Genomic DNA, 17,949 nt, shown 5'->3' with positions numbered 1-17,949 from the left:
AAATTGTCGCAGAGCATCCTTACTAGCCCTTGTGCAGGATGCTGCTGCGGCATAGCATAAGCCGATTGATACAAAAACAAATGATTTAGGACGACAGGTTTTATGACAAGCCTTGCGCATCATGCAACAGAAAACCGTTCCGTAGCAGAATTTACTGAACGTGCATACCTTAACTATGCCATGTACGTGATTATGGATCGTGCATTACCCCATATCAGCGATGGTTTGAAACCTGTACAACGCCGTATTGTGTACGCCATGAGTGAGCTTGGACTCAAGCACAGCGGCAAACCGAAAAAATCGGCCCGTACCGTAGGGGATGTATTGGGTAAATACCATCCACATGGTGATTCTGCTTGTTATGAAGCTATGGTGTTGATGGCGCAGCCGTTCAGTTATCGTTACCCATTTATTGAAGGGCAGGGCAACTGGGGGTCACCCGATGATCCTAAATCCTTTGCCGCCATGCGTTATACCGAAGCCAAACTATCGCAATATAGTGAAGTACTTTTGGCGGAATTGGGGCAAGGTACTTGTGATTGGCAAGATAACTTTGATGGCTCATTAAAAGAACCTGTCAATTTGCCTGCGCGTGTACCGAATATTTTGCTTAACGGCACCACAGGTATTGCCGTGGGAATGGCGACCGATATTCCACCGCATAACTTGCGTGAAGTGGTGAAAGGTACAATTGCCCTGATTCGTAACCCAAATTTAACCGACGAAAAAGTTGCAGAATATATTCCTGCACCAGATTTACCGACTAAAGCTGAAATTATTACCCCACCTGAAGAATTGCTGAAAATGCAAAGTACAGGTCGTGGTAGTTACCGTATGCGTGCGGTGTACAGCATCGAAAAAAATGAAATCGTGATTACCGAATTGCCGTATCAGGTTTCGGGTTCAAAAATCATTACCCAAATTGCCGATCAAATGCAGGCGAAAAAACTGCCGTTGGTGAGCGATGTGCGTGATGAATCTGACCATCAAAACCCAACCCGTTTGGTGATTGTACTCCGTTCTAACCGTATTGATGCCGAAGCGGTGATGAGTCACTTGTTTGCCACGACCGATTTAGAATCGAGCTATCGTGTCAATATGAACATGATTGGCGCAGATGGTCGTCCGCAGGTGAAATCAATTCGTCGTATTTTGCTGGAATGGATTGAGATTCGTAAAAATACCGTCACACGTCGTTTGCAATATCATCTCAATAAAATCGAAAAGCGACTGCACATTTTGGCAGGTTTGCTGATTGCCTATTTAGATATTGATACCGTGATTCGGATTATTCGTGAAGAAGATCATCCTAAAGCCGAGTTGATGGCGCATTTTGGTATTGATGAAATTCAGGCCGAAGCCATTTTGGAGTTAAAGCTACGCCATTTAGCCAAGCTTGAAGAAATGGAAATTCGCCGTGAACAAGAAGAATTAGAAGCACGTGCTGCCATTATTCGTGAACAATTGGCGAATCCTGAATCATTGAAAAACTTAATTATCAGTGAGTTGAAAGAAGACGCGAAAAAATTTGGTGATGATCGTCGTTCACCGATTGTATTGCGTGCCGAAGCGACTGCAATTAATGAACAAGATATGCTACCTGCCGACCCTGTGACGGTGGTGTTGTCTGAAGCAGGCTGGATTCGTTGTGCCAAAGGGCATGAGGTCGATGCGGAAAATCTAAACTTCCGTGCGGGTGATCAATATCTCAGTCATGCACAAGGCAAATCCAATCAGCGCGTTTATATTTTAGATGATACGGGACGCAGTTATGCGTTGCCAATTAATAGCTTGCCTTCGGCACGTGGCTTGGGAGAACCATTAAGTTCAAAACTCGCTCCTGCCAGTGGCGTTGGCTTTAAACAATTACTGATTGCCGATGATGAGACTGAAATTCTAGCAGCCAGCAGCAAAGGTTACGGCTTTAAAACGCAGGCCAAACAGCTAGATACCAATGCCAAAGCAGGTAAAGCATTCCTGTCTTTGCCTGAACAATCGACAGTGATGAACTTGCAAATGATTGAACACGCGAGTCATGTTGCACTGCTCAGTTCAGCAGGGCGTTTACTGGTGATTGAACTGTCAGAATTGCCAATTTTGAACAAAGGTAAAGGTAATAAATTGATACAACTTGAAGAAAAAGATCAGTTGGTGTCTATGTTACCTTTAAGTTTAGATGAAGCAATTCAAGTATTTGCAGGACAGCAACAACTCAAACTCAAAGGCGACGATTTGCTGAAGTATGTGGCGAAGCGCGGCACGAAAGGTCATCTCTTACCACGCGGTTACCAAAAAGCAAATAAACTGTTAATTCAAAGATAATACTAGCGTTTTTTAAGCAAAATACGTTATATATGGTTTGTATTCGTGAAAATGGATGCAATACGGGACATAAACAAGCAAAGAACGACGTCCTGTATTGAGAAAAACAGTTTAAAACTAAGGATTATTGATTGGAGAAATTGGCATTATGGAAAAGATTTGGTTTGCTGAATACCAAAAGACAGGGATTCCAGAAACTGTAGAACTGCCTGCAGAAAATACGTCACTCGTAGACATTTTTGAACGTAATTTCCAAAAATTTGGTTCACGTGATGCCTTTATCTTTATGGATAAGGTTTTAAGCTTTAGTGAACTAGAAGAAGCTAGCCGTAAATTTGCAACTTATTTACAAAGTTTAGGTTTGGCACCTGGCTCGCGTGTTGCGGTGATGATGCCGAACGTACTTCAATATCCTGTGGTTGCACTGGGGGTGTTCCGCGCAGGTTTAGTTTTGGTGAACGTGAACCCACTTTATACTTCACGTGAGTTAGAGCATCAATTAAATGACTCTGGTTCTGAAGTTTTAGTCATTATTGAAAACTTTGCATCCGTTTATCAGGCGATTATTGGTAAAACTCCTGTGAAGCATGTTGTTGTTGCTTCTGTGGGCGATATGCTAGGTGCATTAAAAGGCACGTTGGTGAATTTTGTTTTACGTTCAGTGCGTAAGCAAATTCCTGCATGGAACATTCCGGGTCACGTTAAATTTAACGCAGCAATGTCTAAAGTAAGCCCAAGCAACTACAAACGCCCAAGCTTAACTTTAAGTGATACGGCTGTGTTGCAATACACGGGTGGTACAACAGGTGTATCTAAGGGTGCAGAATTAACACACCGCAACCTTGTGGCAAACATGCTGCAATGTGATGGTATTTTCCAGAGTAAATTCGGTGCACAAGATGGTCAGCCAGATGACCGTATTTTCTGTGCATTGCCGCTGTATCACATCTTTGCATTCATGGTGTGTGCGCTTTACGGCATGTACAAAGGTCAGGCAAACGTCTTAATTCCAAACCCGCGTGACTTACCTGCGGTGATGAAAGAATTACGCAAATATCAACCAACTTTCTTCCCTGCGGTGAATACTTTATTCAATGCGCTTGTGAACAATGAAGAGTTTAAACAGCTTGATCACAGCAAATTGAAAATGGCGATGGGCGGTGGTATGGCCGTATTACCATCAACTGCTGAAGCATGGAAAAAAGTCACAGGCACTAACATTATTGAAGGTTATGGCTTGTCTGAAACTTCACCAGTTGCAACGGCAAACCCACCTGCATCTGAAGAATTTAGTGGCACAATCGGTATTCCATTACCATTAACTGAAGTGGCTATTTTGGATGATGATGGCAATGAAGTTGCACTGGGTGAGCAAGGTGAAATTTCAATCCGTGGTCCACAAGTCATGAAAGGCTATTGGAACCGTCCAGATGAAACCGATAAAGTGATGATTAATGGTTTCTTCCGTACAGGTGACATTGGTGTTATGGATTCACGGGGCTATGTGAAAATTGTAGACCGTAAAAAAGACATGATTTTGGTATCAGGCTTTAACGTTTATCCATCTGAAATTGAAGAAGTGATTGCGAAGCATCCGAAAGTATTGGAAGTGGCTGCAATTGGTGTACCAGATGAAAAATCAGGTGAAGTGCCAAAACTGTTTGTGGTGAAAAAAGATCCATCATTGACCACAGAAGAAGTATTAGCATTCGCTAAAGAGAACTTAACTGGCTATAAACGCCCACGTTATGTGGAGTTTATGGATGAATTGCCAAAATCAAACGTAGGTAAAATTTTGCGTAAAGATTTGCGTAAGACTGCGTAATTCATTCTGCTCTGAAATAAAAACGCCCCTGAAAACTCAGGGGCATTTTTTATATGCTATAGAAAATAGATTGTTTCTTGTTCGATAAAGGCAAAAGTATTACTCTTTCATCAGCCAACGGTCAAAGTAACGACGCCCAACACCCACAATACCCAAGAAAATAAACATCGCACCAAATTGGCGACTAAAACCTGATTGATTAAAACTGCCATAACTTAAAATATTATCCATCAAGCAGTACACCACAATCACGATAATCCAGTGCCATAACGGTAAACGCTTAATCCCCACCGCATAAAACGCCACCCAAAGCACAACAAAGCTAAAAATAGTTGACCATACGTTCATGTTGGCACAAATTACCGTCAATAAAAATGCCACAATAGGCAACACAATTTTTAAAACACGATCCACTCGCAGTTGATGTTGGCGCTGCTTTTCAAGTACATCTAACATTTCCTTTTGATCTGGGCTGACCATAATGGATCCTTTATACAATTGCTTAAAACATGCTATTTAACAAAATTTATTCAAGAAATGCCATGTTATGATAAGTTCTCAATACAGTTTATGAGAAAAAATTGATGCAAAGCATAAGTGGAATTGTTTATCTAATTATAATTGCTTGCTTATTGCCGTATGTCTTTGCTGTTGTCGCAAAAATGGCAGGCGGCTTTAAACGTGAAGATAACCAAAATCCACGTGAATTTTTAGCCAAAACCACAGGTTTTGCTGCACGTGCTAACGCCGTACAGCAAAACAGTTTTGAAAGCCTGCCTTTATTTATTGCTGCAGTGCTCATGGCGGAATATATGGTCATCCCACAAGTGGTGGTGATGATGTTTGGTATTGCTTATATTGTGCTGCGCATTATTTATGGAATTTGTTATTTAGCCAATTGGGCGACGCTGCGTTCAATTGTTTGGATGCTGTCTTTACTTTGTCCAATTTGTATTTTGCTGATGGTGATTAAACTGACCTGATCAAGTCATGTCTGAAAATATGTATTTTTGCCTTGCAGATGTATAATCGCGCAGTAATTCAGGACAGAAAACCGTTATAATTGACGCGGTTTTAAAAAGATTTAACTTGTTTAAGAGTGATGCTATGAGCTACAGCAATATCCCTGCGGGTAAAGATGCACCAAATGACATCTATGTGATCATTGAAATTCCTGCCAATGCAGCGCCAATCAAATACGAAATTGACAAAGATTCTGATGCATTATTTGTAGACCGTTTCATGGGTACAGCAATGTTCTATCCAGCGAACTACGGTTATGTGCCAAATACACTTTCATTGGATGGTGATCCGCTAGACGTATTGGTTGTGACCCCACACCCAGTAGAGCCAGGTTCTGTGATTCGTTGCCGCCCAGTGGGTAAATTGAACATGGAAGATGATGGTGGTATTGATGCGAAATTGGTTGCCGTTCCGCACGAAAAATTAACCCCAATTTATAAAGATGTTCAAGAATATACGGATCTTCCACCATTATTGATCAGCCAAATTGAACACTTCTTCCAGCACTATAAAGACTTAGAGCCAGGCAAATGGGTGAAGTTAAGTGGTTGGGAAGGTGCTGATGTTGCGAAACAAGAAGTATTGAACTCAATTGAAGGCTACAAAGCTGCAAATCCATAATTTGCGCGCAGTCTATTTAGCTTTCACATGAAAGCTAAAATATAAAAAACCTGCACAGAATATGTGCAGGTTTTTTATTGGGTTGGCTATTCCGAGAAATTAGAATAATTTCACAGGAATATCTAACCAGATACGCCATTCATTAGTTGAGCCAATACCTTCGCTGTTATTCACTTTTTGGTTATTGTAGCTACTACTTGAACGCAAGTAAGAGTAGCGTAAGCGTAAGCTCGCATCTTTAAATGCACCAGATTGAACGGTGTATTTCACTTGGTTGAAAAATTCATGTTCTTCAGCTTGATCAATAATTTCAGTTCGATTGTTGCGATCCGCAACATCAATATCCCAACCGTAAACAAATGCACTTGTCCAGTTCAAGCCAGGTAAACCGTGGTTTTTAAAGTTGTAGTTATATTGCAAGCCAACTGATTTTTCATCATTGCCGTTGAAATCAGATAAGTATGAATTTGGTACATAAATACTTTGTAGACCATTTGCATTGTATGCATAGTCGTAACCTGTATTGCCAGCATTATCTTGATAAGCCAGCATTACATTGTGAGCATCTTTATTATAGGTTGCCGAAACTCCCCAAATAGTGTTTTCACGGTCTGCAAGGTTATCTGTAGTATGTGAACCTGTGGCTGCACCAGCTTCCCACTGTGTGTTATAAGCCACAGCATCTAAGGTTACATTTGCATCGTTAGGTACAGCAAAGTTGTAATTTGCATTGGCATAGTGGCGTTCTAATTTATCTTTAACATCTACCCCATAATAAGAGGCATTAACTTGGTCGTTAAATTTGTATTTTGCACCCCAGAAAATAGCACTATCCAAACCTTGTTGGTCTGAGCTGATGTCATTTGACCATTGGTTTTTAGTAAATTTACCACCAATTAACGTCAAGTCTTTAATTTCGTTACTTTCAATATAAAGACCAGTGTAGTATTCAGGTGTTAAGCGTGCTGTATTGCTTGCAATTACTGGTATTTCAGATACTTGCGTACCATATTTAGCTGTTGTATTTGATACGCGTGCTTTTACATAAGCACCACCACGTGCCCAGTGGTCATAAGCAGAACCATCGTTGTGGACTGGAATCATTTGGTTGCCAGTATTTTTGTTTTCACCTAGTTTAAATGAAGCATCACCTATGATACCTGCACCAAAACCAACTACACCTTTGGTAAAGCCAGAATCTAATTTTACGATTGCAGTTTGCGCAAATGAACTTGTATCGTCACCAGGTTCTACACCTTTATAGTCACGAGTTAAATAACCTGTACGGAATAAAACCGAACCGTTTGCGTCTTCTACAAAGCCTTTAGATTCACTTTGTTCGCTAGCAAATGCAGTTGAAACAAGCGCTGCGTTGATCAGCAACGCAAGTGTTAATTTTTTAGATTGCAGCATTGGGAGATGGCCTCATGCAGTAAATGTGTAGTTGAAACGTAGGCGAATTGTATCGCTATTTATGCGCGAAAATATCACTTTTAAAGCACTTATGACACTAAAGTTAAGCATTTTTTCGATAAACTGTGGGGTCATTAAAAATATCGACTTTTCAAAAGTTGAATAAATATTTTATTTTTTAGTAAAAACATAAACATATTTAAAACTTACTGAGTCACTGAAACATAGCCAAATACAGCGCATCTGCAACTTGTACATTAAAAATACAGTTTATTCAATTTTTCAACAGCTTGGTGTGTGATCAAAGCGCATAAGGCACAGCATAAATTTTAAAATAGGGTGAAGTTTTTCCTGTGAAATGGTTATCTATGAAGTCGAATTTTGGGCAAGAGATAAGTGGGGAAATAAATTTATGAATCTTTATTTGAATTAAGAGTATAAAAATTACATTTTATTTAAGCTTTGAGTAATAGCTTTTGGCTATTACGGATTTCATGTGAAACATCGGTGTTTAGTTTTGGCATTACGATGAAAACAGAACTGTTTAAGCAGATATTTTATACATAACTTTTATATGGTCGTTGGCTTGCGAAAATTAAAATTGATCTATCGTTTTGGTCATTGAATTATTTTTGATGTGAAGATTGAAGTGTCGCGTCGTATATTGATGTCAAATTTTGGTGCAGAAATCTAGTGCAGTTTAGGACAGGATTTCTGTCTGTTCACTGAGTTTTGATAGTTGATGGCGTAAGGATGAACAGAGGATAGGCATGACTTTCTATTTTTTGATCAGGATAGGCTTGTGATTCTTGACTGCACTTTTTTAGGTATGTGATTTAGCTTTATTGCTATGCAAGGATGCAAAAAATAATCATAGCACTGTGTAAATTCATGTTTAAAGTGCAGTGGTTATAAGACGAGTATTGATGCAAATCAAAATTCATTCCAATCAAAAAAAACACACTAAAAATAATTGATGTATAACAATAGTTTAAATTTATATCTATTGCTTTTAAACGTAAAATTGCTGTTCTGAATTTCATCGTTGGCATAGAGTTTGCAATTCCTTCATTGAGTCAAAAAAAATAGACAAAGGCATCTCATCCGATGCAGGGGGAATCTAAAATGAAATTCGTACTTCAAACACTTTCTTTGGCGATGTTCGCAGCCACATCAAGTCTCAGCTTTGCTGCAGAAAATGCGACAGGCATGTCGTTTAGCGGGACAGCAGCCTTAACCAGTGATTATCGCTATCGTGGTTTAACTCAAACCTTTAATGATCCCGCAGTGCAAGCAGGTTTTGCTCTCAGCCATGATTCTGGCGTGTATGCAGGCGTGTGGGGTTCCAATGTCGATTTTGGTGGTACGGCACATTTAGAGCTTGACCCTTATATGGGCTATACCACAAGCCTAGATTATTTTGCCAGCAAACCCATTTTGGATGTGGGTTTTTGGTATTACGCCTACCCAAGTGAGAGCGATTTAAACTGGCTCGAAGCTTATGCAAAATTAGGTTTTAGTGATGTTTTGTTTAAAGATGCCAGCTTATTAACAGCCATTAACTACAGTAATGATTTCTTAGGTGGTGACACCGATGCTTGGTATTTCAATGCCACTTATACCGCACCCATTGGAAGTACCGGCTTTTCTGGGGTTGCTGGATTAGGTTACACCCAAGCAGATGACTTTGATTTTGGCGGTGGAAAAGACAGCTATGTAGATTGGAAAGTCGGTGTAAGCTATAACTTTGCTTCAGTTGAAGGTTTATCTGCTGAATTGGCTGCTGTAGGAACTGATATTGATACCGATGGTTTTTCGCATGCGGCAAAGCGTGGCGTTGAAACAGGAGCTGTATTTACTTTAACTAAAGCCTTCTAAAGATACGGCTACGACGATAAATAAAAGCTCCAGTTAGGAGTGAAACTTAAAACAATAAAAACAACTCGCCCATTGTACAGGCATGGCAATGGGCTATTTTCATCTCTTAGACTTTTAATCAGATTCTTAATCGAACTCTTAATTAGACTTTCAATCAGGCTTCATGGGCACGATAAGACAGTGCTTCACTCAAATGTGGACTTTGAATCTGTTCACTTTGGGCTAAATCTGCAATGGTGCGTGCCACTCGTAACACCCGATGATACGCACGTGCCGATAAGTTCAAACGCTGCTGCGCAATGGCTAAAATATTTTGCGCAGTATCATCTAAATGTGCAAATTGCTCTAATTGTTTGGGACTGAGCGCCATGTTTAAACACTCTTGGCGTTGCAATTGTCGTGTATATGCTTGAATGACACGGCTTCGCACGGTTTCAGAATTTTCCACTGGTCGGGTGTCCTGTAATTCATGTGCTTGCAGAGGTGGTACATCAATGTGTAAGTCGATACGATCCAATAACGGCCCTGAAATACGGTTTTGATAGCGTTTAATACTTTCTGCAGAACATTGGCAGCGCACATCCTGATTAAAAGCATAACCACAAGGACAGGGATTCATGGCGGCAATTAGTTGAAAGTTGGCTGGAAAGGTAATTTGCCGAGAAGCGCGGGAAATCACAATTTCTTTGGACTCTAAAGGTTGGCGCAGCACTTCTAACACTTTTTTATCAAATTCAGGTAATTCATCTAAAAATAAAACGCCTAAATGCGCCAAGGTAATTTCACCGGGTTTGGGATATGAGCCTCCACCGACCAAGGCTACAGCAGAAGCGGTATGATGTGGGGCGCGAAAAGGACGCTGTCCAAACGTATGCGGGCTATTGGCCACTGAATAGATACTGGCAACCTCTAAATTTTCCTGCATATTCAATGGCGGTAAAATACTGGAAAGCCTAGATGCCAATAAGGTTTTGCCTGTACCGGGTGGGCCTTTGAATAGCAATGAATGTCCACCTGCAGCCGCAATTTCCAAAGCACGTCGTGGGCGCAACTGTCCTTTAACATCGACTAAATCAAAGGCGGAATGTGATAACTGTGGTTGGGCAGTCGCGGTGACTTTATTTAAAGGCTGGCTTTGTGCCAAATGTTCGCAAACTTGTTTTAAATGTGTGGCGGCAAAGACTTCAAAGTCAGGCAATTGAGCAGCTTCTTGTGCATTTTGTTCAGGTAAAACCAAACGATGCTGTGCCTGTTGGCAGGCAATCGCAATACTGAGTGTGCCTGTGGTGGGACGCAATTGACCATCTAAAGCCAATTCTCCAATAAACTCTAAACTTTCAGTGCTTTGTTCGGGCAATTGTCCCGAAGCAATTAAAATGCCTAAAGCAATGGCTAAGTCCAAACGCGAACCATCTTTGGGCAAGTCGGCAGGCGCTAAATTAATGGTCAGACGTTTGGTCGGAAATTGAAAACCACTGTTAATAATGGCAGAGCGTACCCGATCTTTACTCTCACGTACGGCAGCTTCGGCTAGACCGACAATGGTTAAAGAAGGTAAACCTTGACTCAGATGGACTTCGACTTCAATTGCAGGGGCGTGCAAGCCGAGCAGCCCCCGCGTATACACTTTGGCAAAAGACATTTTTATGATGATCCGTTTTGGTGCGTTATTTTTATAATGTTTGGTTTTTGTTTTTTATGCACTCAATTGGTGCTTATTTTTTGAGTTGAATTTTATGTTCTAGTGCTTCAACTTGTTTTAACAATTCATTTAAACGTAAGTTGGCATTATTAAGCGCAGTACGTTGGCGGTCTAGCTCATCTTGCGAGACCAAATCCATTTTGGTGACCGCTTCATTGAGCAAAGCACGTAAATTATGTTCTAAATCTTTTTTAGGTTGTTCAACTTGTTCCAAAATGGCTTGTAATAAAGTTTCAATCATTGTTGTTTCCACAAAGATGGAGAAAATGGAGGCAGTGTAGCACTGGTCTTGAATAGACTATAGCATTTCAGACGAAATATGGATTTATTCGATGAGTAAAATCGTAAATCTTCTAGTAAATATGTCTATTTTTTGAAGATCACAACCATATAAATGTATAAAATAAGGTATAAAGAAAACTCATGTCACGGTTTCTAATTTCCCCCGACCTTAGAACTTTGGCATGGAATTTGAACATAAAACCTTACTGGTGAATTAAGCCGAAGGAAAACAAACATGAAGCTCGTAACTGCAATTGTAAAACCCTTTAAATTAGATGATGTGCGTGAAGCATTATCTGAAATTGGTGTTCAAGGGATCACCGTAACAGAAGTCAAAGGCTTCGGTCGCCAAAAAGGTCACACCGAACTTTATCGTGGCGCTGAATACGTCGTTGACTTTTTGCCTAAAGTTAAAATTGAAATCGCAATTAGCGATGAAATGGTGGATTCGGTGATTGAGTCAATCACTCGTGTTGCTAGTACAGGCAAGATTGGTGATGGCAAAATCTTTGTTACTAACCTCGAACAAGTCATCCGTATTCGTACAGGTGAAACGGGTGCAGATGCTGTTTAAAAGATGGCACGAAGTTTGCTGAGTACCTAATAACTCACAAAAACAAAGGTCGGGGGACACAAATGAAAAAAATGCTACTCGCGCTGAGTCTATCAGGCGCACTTCTTGGTGGTTCTGTTGCTTGGGCTGAAGAAGCCGTAACAGCCACCGCACCAACTTCAGATGTTGCAGTGCTTGAAACTGCCGAAACATCTCCTATCGAAACAACAAATGCAACAGAAGTTGCAGCTGTAGCAGAAGTCAGCACGCCCGAAGCTGCTGAACCTGAAGCTGTATTAGATACAGGCGATACCGCTTGGATTTTAGTTTCGACTGCTTTAGTTTTACTCATGACCATTCCTGGTTTGGCACTATTTTATGGCGGTATGGTACGCAAGAAAAACGTACTCAATACTATGGCTTATAGCTTTGTAGCAGCAGCCGTGGTCAGTATTGCCTGGGTGGCAGTGGGCTATAGTTTGGCTTTTGGTGAAGGTAATGCCTTTATTGGTGGTCTAGACAAAGTCATGCTGGCAGGCATTGGTACCGATGCGCTCAGTGGCAGTATTCCTGAAATTCTATTTGTGATATTTCAAATGACCTTTGCCATCATTACTGTGGCAATTATCAGTGGTTCAATTGCAGAACGAATGAAGTTTGGTGCCTTTGTTGCCTTTATCGCGATTTGGGTGGTCGTGGTCTACGCACCAATTACCCACTGGGTATGGGGTGGTGGTTGGTTAGGCAATGATGGTGCTCTCGACTTTGCTGGTGGTACTGTTGTTCATATTAACTCGGGTGTTGCAGGTTTAGTTGCTGCATACATGTTGGGCAAACGTATGGGCTTGGGCCGTGAATCTATGGCTCCGCACAACCTGACTTTGACTGTACTGGGTGCAAGTTTACTCTGGGTGGGCTGGTTTGGTTTCAACGGTGGTTCTGCTTTAGGTGCCAATGGTGCAGCGGGTTATGCCTTAGTTGTGACTCAAGTGGCAGCCGCAGCCGCAGCAATTGCATGGCTTGTAGCAGAAAAACTGGTACGTGGTAAAGGTTCTGTATTAGGTGCTGCATCGGGTGCTGTAGCAGGTTTGGTGGTGATTACTCCAGCAGCAGGTTTTGTGACTGTTGGTGGTGCATTAGCGATGGGTTTAATTGGTGGTGTGGTATGTTTCTGGGGTATTACTGCCTTAAAACGCGCCCTGAAAGCTGATGACTCTCTAGATGCCTTTGGACTACATGGTGTAGGTGGTATTGTTGGTGCAATTTTAACAGCCTTCTTTGCCAGCGAGTTTATTATGGGCGATGCTGCACCAAGCAACTTGATGAGCCAACTTTGGGTGCAAGTTGAAGGTGTGTTAGCGACCATTGCTTACTCTGCTGTACTGACTTTCATCATCTTAAAAGTAATTGATCTAACCATTGGTATTCGTGTGGCTGCAGAAGATGAGCGTATGGGACTCGACTTAAGCCAACATGGTGAACGTGTAGAATAATCTAGACAGTACATAATCAATATATTGTGTAAAACAGCCCTTCGGGGCTGTTTTTTTTCTATATGTTGCGTAAAACTCTACAAAGTTTGGAATTTTTGCTACACTGCATTTTCATTCAAATTTGTGCAATTAAACCGCTATGCATTGTCCATTTTGCAACACTGCAGACAGTAAAGTGATTGACTCACGTTTGGCGGCAGAAGGCTGCCAAATTCGCCGACGTCGTGAGTGTATTGGCTGTGGTGAACGCTTTACCACCTTTGAAAGTTATGAAGTGGTTATGCCACGGGTGATTAAATCCGATGGGAAAAGTGAGCCTTTCGATGAAGCCAAGTTACGTCGTTCGTTAATGCATGCTTTGCAAAAACGTCCCGTGACCCAAGAGCAAATTGAAACGGTACTCAGCGACATCCAATTACAAATTCGCCGTTTGGGAGAGCGTGATGTGAAATCACGTACCATTGGTGAGGTTGTTATGCAGGCTTTATTTGCATTGGATCATGTTGCTTATGTACGTTTTGCCTCGGTGTATCAAGACTTTCAGGATGTCGAAGCATTCCGTCGCCAAATTGAACAAATGCAGTCGCGTGAGCAATAAAGCGCAATGCCATCATCTATTCCACAGCAACCATCCATGATTGAACTCAATACTGACGCGCAACCCGATGATCTTTTTTGGATGCGTCGTGCCATTGAACTGGCACGTTTGGGGCAATACAGCACTAAGCCAAATCCGAACGTGGGCTGCGTTATTGTTAAAGATGCCCAATTATTGGGCGAAGGTTTCCATCCTCGTGCAGGACAGCCACATGCCGAAGTCTTTGCTTTGCGTCAGGCCGCTGAACAAGCGCAGGGTGCAACTGCTTATGTGACTTTGGAACCTTGTGCACACTATGGGCGCACACCACCATGTGCCAAAGCCTTGGTCGATGCAGGCGTGGCTAAAGTGGTTGTGGCTTGTCCAGACCCGAATCCATTGGTGGCAGGTAAAGGCGTTCAGATTTTACAGGATGCAGGTATTCAGGTTAGCGTGGGCGTGGCAGAAGCTGAAGCAGCGCAGTTAAATGCAGGCTTTTTAAAAGCCATGGCTACAGGCATGCCTTATGTGCGTTTAAAAATTGCTTCTAGTTTGGATGGTCGTACGGCAATGGCTTCGGGTGAATCCAAATGGATCACAGGCACGGCTGCACGTGCCGATGTGCAGCATTGGCGGGCAATTTCTGCTGCAGTATTAACGGGGATCGACACGTTACTGGCCGATGACTGTCTGCTTAATGTACGCCACTTAGAGGGTGTAGATGACATCCACAGCGTAGTACAACCCAAACGGATTATTTTAGATCGCCAAGGTCGTTTGCCTTTGAGCGCACAAATTTTGCAGCAGCCTGAAACGGTGATGGTGATGGGACCGTATCGTGCAGAGTTGGCTGCTTTGGGCGTGTTACAATTGGAACCGCAACCTTTAGCCACCTTACTTGCCCAATTGGTACAGCAACATCAAATTTATGATGTGTTGGTTGAAGCGGGTGCAACCTTATCGACCGCTTTCTTACAGGAAGGTTGGGTTGATGAAGTGATCAGCTATGTGGCACCTACATTGTTAGGGCGCTCGGCTCGTGCCATGTTTAATGCAGAATTTGAACAGATGGCAGAGCAACTTCGATTTAAACTTTGCGATGTCACTCAATTGGGTGATGACGTGCGCCTTAGGTTAATTCCTTCTCAAGAGACACTATGAGTTCAGAGTCAACGGTTTATCACAAACGTCGTCATGCGGCACGCACCACTGATGAATACTTATTCCATCAGTTAGTGCCTTATTTGGGCAATAAACGCCGTTTACTGCATCTGATTTTAGAAGCACTTGAACAGACAGGAACGCTACATCCTAAAAATGGTCGTGCACCAATTTTTGCCGATTTTTTTGCAGGTTCAGGAGTGGTATCACGTTTGGCGCGTCAAAATGGTTATCGGGTGATTGCCAATGACTGGGAACCGTACAGCCATGCCTTAAACCATGCGATTTTGGCCTGCACTGAAGCACCTGCGTTTAAAGAATTAGGCGGCTATCAAAAAGCCATTGATTATTTGAACCGTTTGCCTGAAGTCAAAGGCTGGGTGACGCATAATTTGTGTCCGCGCAATGACGAAATTTATGACCCAAGTCGTGACCGTTTATTCTTTAAACGTCGTAACGGTATGCGCATAGATGCGATTCGTCAGCAAATTGCTACGTGGCAAGCGCAGGGTGCCATTGATGATGTTGAGATGTCGGCATTGTTGGCGCCGTTGTTGTACTCTGCCAGTTTTGTCAGTAATACCAGTGGGGTGTTTAAAAGCTTCCACCACGGCTGGGGTGGCAAAACTCAAACTGCACTCGAACGAATAGAATCATTATTGTGGCTCACGCCAAGTCGTTTTTGTGACATTGGTGAACCAAATAAACCTGCTGCAGAAATGTGGTGTGTCGATGCACAGCATCTTGCCAATCAAATGAGTGGTTTTGAGGTGGATGTGGCTTATTTAGACCCACCGTATAATCAACATGCTTATAGCAGTAACTATCATGTCTTAAATGCCTTAACCTTGTGGGATCAGGTCGATTTACCAACCCCAGACACCAAAGGCTTTAAAAGTGGTATTGACCGTGCATGGCGCAAAGAACGTCCAAGTCCATACAACTCATCTAAGTACGCCAAAGAGGCGTATGAAACCTTATTGGACACCATTAATGCACGTTTTATTCTGACCAGTTATTCTACCGATGGTAATATTAGTGCCACAGACTTGTTGCAAGCCAATTTAAAACGCGGTCGAGTGACGTTATTGACGCAAGATGTTCCGCGTTATCGCGTGAGTAAACAGCGTCAGTCCGAGCGTGCGCGCGTGCTGGAATTTATTGTGATTACCGATACGCATGCCAAGTCAGGCCCACCTATTCGCCAGTTGTTAGGGCAACTTTACCATTTTGCAGAATTGGGTGGTGTAGATACCTCAGGTGTGAGTACCCAATTGGCGTTGTGGTAAATCCACAAATCCTCAGTGAATGAGAGAAAAGATTATGTTTACAGGCATTATTGAAAGTTTAGGTAAAGTAGAAAGCCTGCAAAGTGTGGGCGGTGATGTACGTTTGCGTATTCAGACAGATTTAGATATGTCAGATGTGCATTTGGGGGATTCAATTGCCACCAATGGTATTTGCCTGACTGTGATCGAGTGGGGCGACAATTGGTATGCCGCAGATGTGTCCCGTGAAAGTTTGAACCGTACCACTTTAGGCACATGGAAAGTGGGTCAGCCTGTCAATGTCGAAAAAGCCATGTTGCCGACCACACGTTTTGGTGGACATATCGTAAGTGGCCATGTTGATGCAGTCGGTGAAATTACGCTGGTACGTGAAGATGCACGTTCAATTTACTATGAAGTGACTGCACCTGCAGAAATTGCCAAATATTTGGCAGAAAAAGGTTCGGTGACCGTCGATGGCATCAGCCTGACCATTAACCATTTACGCGGCAGTGTTATCAGTCTGAATTTAATTCCACACACGGCAGAGCGTACCAATATTGGCACATGGAAAGTTGGCAGCAAGGTCAATTTAGAAGTGGATGTCTTGGCGCGTTATATTGAGCGTTTGCTCTTGGGTGATAAAGCTGCAGAAACTACGCAGCAATCTAAAATTAGCATGGAATTCTTGGCTGAAAATGGCTTTTTAAAATAAGCACAGAGCCGAATGAAATTTAAACAGTCTGATTGAAAAATTAGACTGTTTTTTTGTTTTTAGGGATAATTAAAAAGATAAAGATGTTTTTTTCATCATAAACACCCCTTTGGTTTAATGTAGATGATTGATTTTTTAATGAATTTGGAACACTGGCTGCCATTATTACTCGATAATTATGGTCTGTGGATCTATGCCATTTTGTTTCTGATTATTTTTGCAGAAACAGGTTCTGTGTTCATGTTCTTTTTACCAGGCGATAGTTTGCTGATCGCAATTGGTGCCTTGTGTTCCACCACCGATGTGGTGCATTTGCACTATATGGGGATTTTACTTTTTGTCGCTGCGGTCTTGGGATATAGCGTCAACTATTACACTGGACGAATTCTAGGGGTGAAGTATTTTCATCAACATTCACGTTATTTCAAACCTGAATATATTGTCAAAACCAACCATTATTTTATGAAACATGGTGGCAAAACTATTTTAATGGCGCGTTTTATACCGTTTGTTCGTTCATTTGCACCATTTGCTGCAGGGTCAGGGCACATGCCTTTGGCGACCTTTAGTTTTTATAATGTGGTGGGTGCTGCCGTATGGATTTTTTCTTTAATGGCAATAGGTTATGGCTTGGGTAATATTTTGTCTTGGTTGGGTGATTGGATTTAAATTCCTCATTTTTCTATTTTCTTCTTCTAAATCCACCGCGATAACTAAAAAAGTGGATTGATGGCCACAAAAAAAGCCCACCGTGTGGACTTTTGATATTGTTCAGTTTTAGTGTTTGGTGACAATTAATTCTGTGCCACCCAAGCGCGGGCTAAAAGTATCGTTACTTTGAATTGAAAACTCACCCTTTTCCGCTTCTTTAGACAAGTACATGCTTAATGATTGGAAATCTGCACGACTGATCCATAAATCCTGAGCACGAATACTCCACTGTTCGCCCGCATTAAGATGGTCGATTTTGCCTGAAATTTTCGTCAAGATATCCATTTGAAACCCATGATTACAAAAGTCATTTAAAGGAGATAAAAGTTGAGAATTCAACTTTTTCTGGATGATTATCATGTGACAAAATTATTTCATTTTGATGACATTGGGTTTAAGACTTTG

At 41.9% G+C, this 17,949-nt stretch carries 17 protein-coding genes; 12 read left to right on the top strand and 5 right to left on the bottom strand.

Annotated features, from left to right (window positions below):
- Positions 1-102 precede the first annotated feature (102 nt).
- On the top strand, positions 103-2,322 hold the full coding sequence (gene parC, locus FTU58_RS03545; RefSeq protein WP_180062046.1) for a DNA topoisomerase IV subunit A: 2,220 nt from the start codon (positions 103-105) through the stop codon (positions 2,320-2,322).
- 148 nt (positions 2,323-2,470) lie between these two features.
- Complete coding sequence (locus tag FTU58_RS03540; RefSeq protein WP_096902244.1) at positions 2,471-4,147, top strand: AMP-binding protein; 1,677 nt, start codon at positions 2,471-2,473, stop codon at positions 4,145-4,147.
- A 99-nt stretch (positions 4,148-4,246) separates the two neighbouring features.
- On the opposite strand, the gene FTU58_RS03535 is transcribed toward FTU58_RS03540, so the two are convergent.
- Positions 4,247-4,627, bottom strand: a complete 381-nt coding sequence (locus FTU58_RS03535) for a hypothetical protein (protein ID WP_131261673.1) — start codon at positions 4,625-4,627, stop codon at positions 4,247-4,249.
- A 104-nt stretch (positions 4,628-4,731) separates the two neighbouring features.
- Between FTU58_RS03535 and FTU58_RS03530 the strand changes: the two genes are divergently transcribed.
- Positions 4,732-5,130, top strand: coding sequence for an MAPEG family protein (locus tag FTU58_RS03530; RefSeq protein WP_096902243.1), 399 nt, complete (start codon positions 4,732-4,734; stop codon positions 5,128-5,130).
- Positions 5,131-5,254: 124 nt separating this feature from the next.
- Positions 5,255-5,791: an inorganic diphosphatase gene (ppa, locus tag FTU58_RS03525; protein WP_004975651.1), complete on the top strand. Its 537-nt coding sequence runs from the start codon at positions 5,255-5,257 to the stop codon at positions 5,789-5,791.
- Positions 5,792-5,890: 99 nt separating this feature from the next.
- Here ppa and FTU58_RS03520 read toward each other — a convergent pair whose 3' ends face one another.
- Positions 5,891-7,204 carry an OprD family outer membrane porin gene (locus FTU58_RS03520; RefSeq protein ID WP_180062045.1) on the bottom strand — a complete coding sequence of 438 codons (1,314 nt, stop codon included), beginning with the start codon at positions 7,202-7,204 and terminating at the stop codon, positions 5,891-5,893.
- Between the two features lie 1,125 nt (positions 7,205-8,329).
- Here FTU58_RS03520 and FTU58_RS03515 point away from each other — a divergent pair.
- On the top strand, positions 8,330-9,082 hold the full coding sequence (locus tag FTU58_RS03515; protein WP_026438393.1) for a TorF family putative porin: 753 nt from the start codon (positions 8,330-8,332) through the stop codon (positions 9,080-9,082).
- A 154-nt stretch (positions 9,083-9,236) separates the two neighbouring features.
- Here the strand turns inward: FTU58_RS03515 and FTU58_RS03510 are convergent, their stop codons facing one another.
- On the bottom strand, positions 9,237-10,724 hold the full coding sequence (locus tag FTU58_RS03510) for a YifB family Mg chelatase-like AAA ATPase (RefSeq protein WP_004975658.1): 1,488 nt from the start codon (positions 10,722-10,724) through the stop codon (positions 9,237-9,239).
- Positions 10,725-10,797: 73 nt separating this feature from the next.
- Positions 10,798-11,025 (bottom strand): accessory factor UbiK family protein, encoded by a 228-nt coding sequence (locus FTU58_RS03505; protein WP_180062044.1) that lies wholly within the window; start codon positions 11,023-11,025, stop codon positions 10,798-10,800.
- Between the two features lie 276 nt (positions 11,026-11,301).
- On the opposite strand from FTU58_RS03505, the gene glnK reads away from it, so the two are divergent.
- The 7 genes from glnK to FTU58_RS03470 all read left to right on the top strand — a co-directional run bounded on the left by glnK (position 11,302) and on the right by FTU58_RS03470 (position 17,502).
- Positions 11,302-11,640, top strand: a complete 339-nt coding sequence (gene glnK / locus FTU58_RS03500) for a P-II family nitrogen regulator (protein ID WP_004650081.1) — start codon at positions 11,302-11,304, stop codon at positions 11,638-11,640.
- Between the two features lie 62 nt (positions 11,641-11,702).
- Complete coding sequence (locus tag FTU58_RS03495) at positions 11,703-13,112, top strand: ammonium transporter (protein WP_167845702.1); 1,410 nt, start codon at positions 11,703-11,705, stop codon at positions 13,110-13,112.
- 139 nt (positions 13,113-13,251) lie between these two features.
- A complete protein-coding gene (gene nrdR / locus FTU58_RS03490; RefSeq protein WP_096902237.1) occupies positions 13,252-13,710 on the top strand; it encodes a transcriptional regulator NrdR in 459 nt (152 codons plus the stop codon).
- A 36-nt stretch (positions 13,711-13,746) separates the two neighbouring features.
- Positions 13,747-14,850: a bifunctional diaminohydroxyphosphoribosylaminopyrimidine deaminase/5-amino-6-(5-phosphoribosylamino)uracil reductase RibD gene (gene ribD / locus FTU58_RS03485; protein WP_154321290.1), complete on the top strand. Its 1,104-nt coding sequence runs from the start codon at positions 13,747-13,749 to the stop codon at positions 14,848-14,850.
- Positions 14,847-16,139, top strand: a complete 1,293-nt coding sequence (locus tag FTU58_RS03480; RefSeq protein WP_004975669.1) for a DNA adenine methylase — start codon at positions 14,847-14,849, stop codon at positions 16,137-16,139. Before ribD ends, FTU58_RS03480 begins: the two co-directional genes overlap by 4 nt.
- 34 nt (positions 16,140-16,173) lie before the next feature.
- Positions 16,174-16,833, top strand: coding sequence for a riboflavin synthase (locus FTU58_RS03475; protein WP_104852910.1), 660 nt, complete (start codon positions 16,174-16,176; stop codon positions 16,831-16,833).
- A gap of 123 nt (positions 16,834-16,956) precedes the next feature.
- A complete protein-coding gene (locus FTU58_RS03470) occupies positions 16,957-17,502 on the top strand; it encodes a VTT domain-containing protein (protein ID WP_004975673.1) in 546 nt (181 codons plus the stop codon).
- 108 nt (positions 17,503-17,610) lie between these two features.
- Here the strand turns inward: FTU58_RS03470 and FTU58_RS03465 are convergent, their stop codons facing one another.
- Positions 17,611-17,829 carry a hypothetical protein gene (locus FTU58_RS03465; RefSeq protein WP_096901968.1) on the bottom strand — a complete coding sequence of 73 codons (219 nt, stop codon included), beginning with the start codon at positions 17,827-17,829 and terminating at the stop codon, positions 17,611-17,613.
- Between the last annotated feature and the right edge of the window lie 120 nt (positions 17,830-17,949).

Origin of the sequence: Acinetobacter sp. YH12120, from assembly GCF_013418795.1 — a bacterium.
GTDB classification, from domain to species: Bacteria; Pseudomonadota; Gammaproteobacteria; order Pseudomonadales; family Moraxellaceae; genus Acinetobacter; species Acinetobacter towneri.
This window is presented reverse-complemented; position numbering and strand designations above follow the sequence as displayed.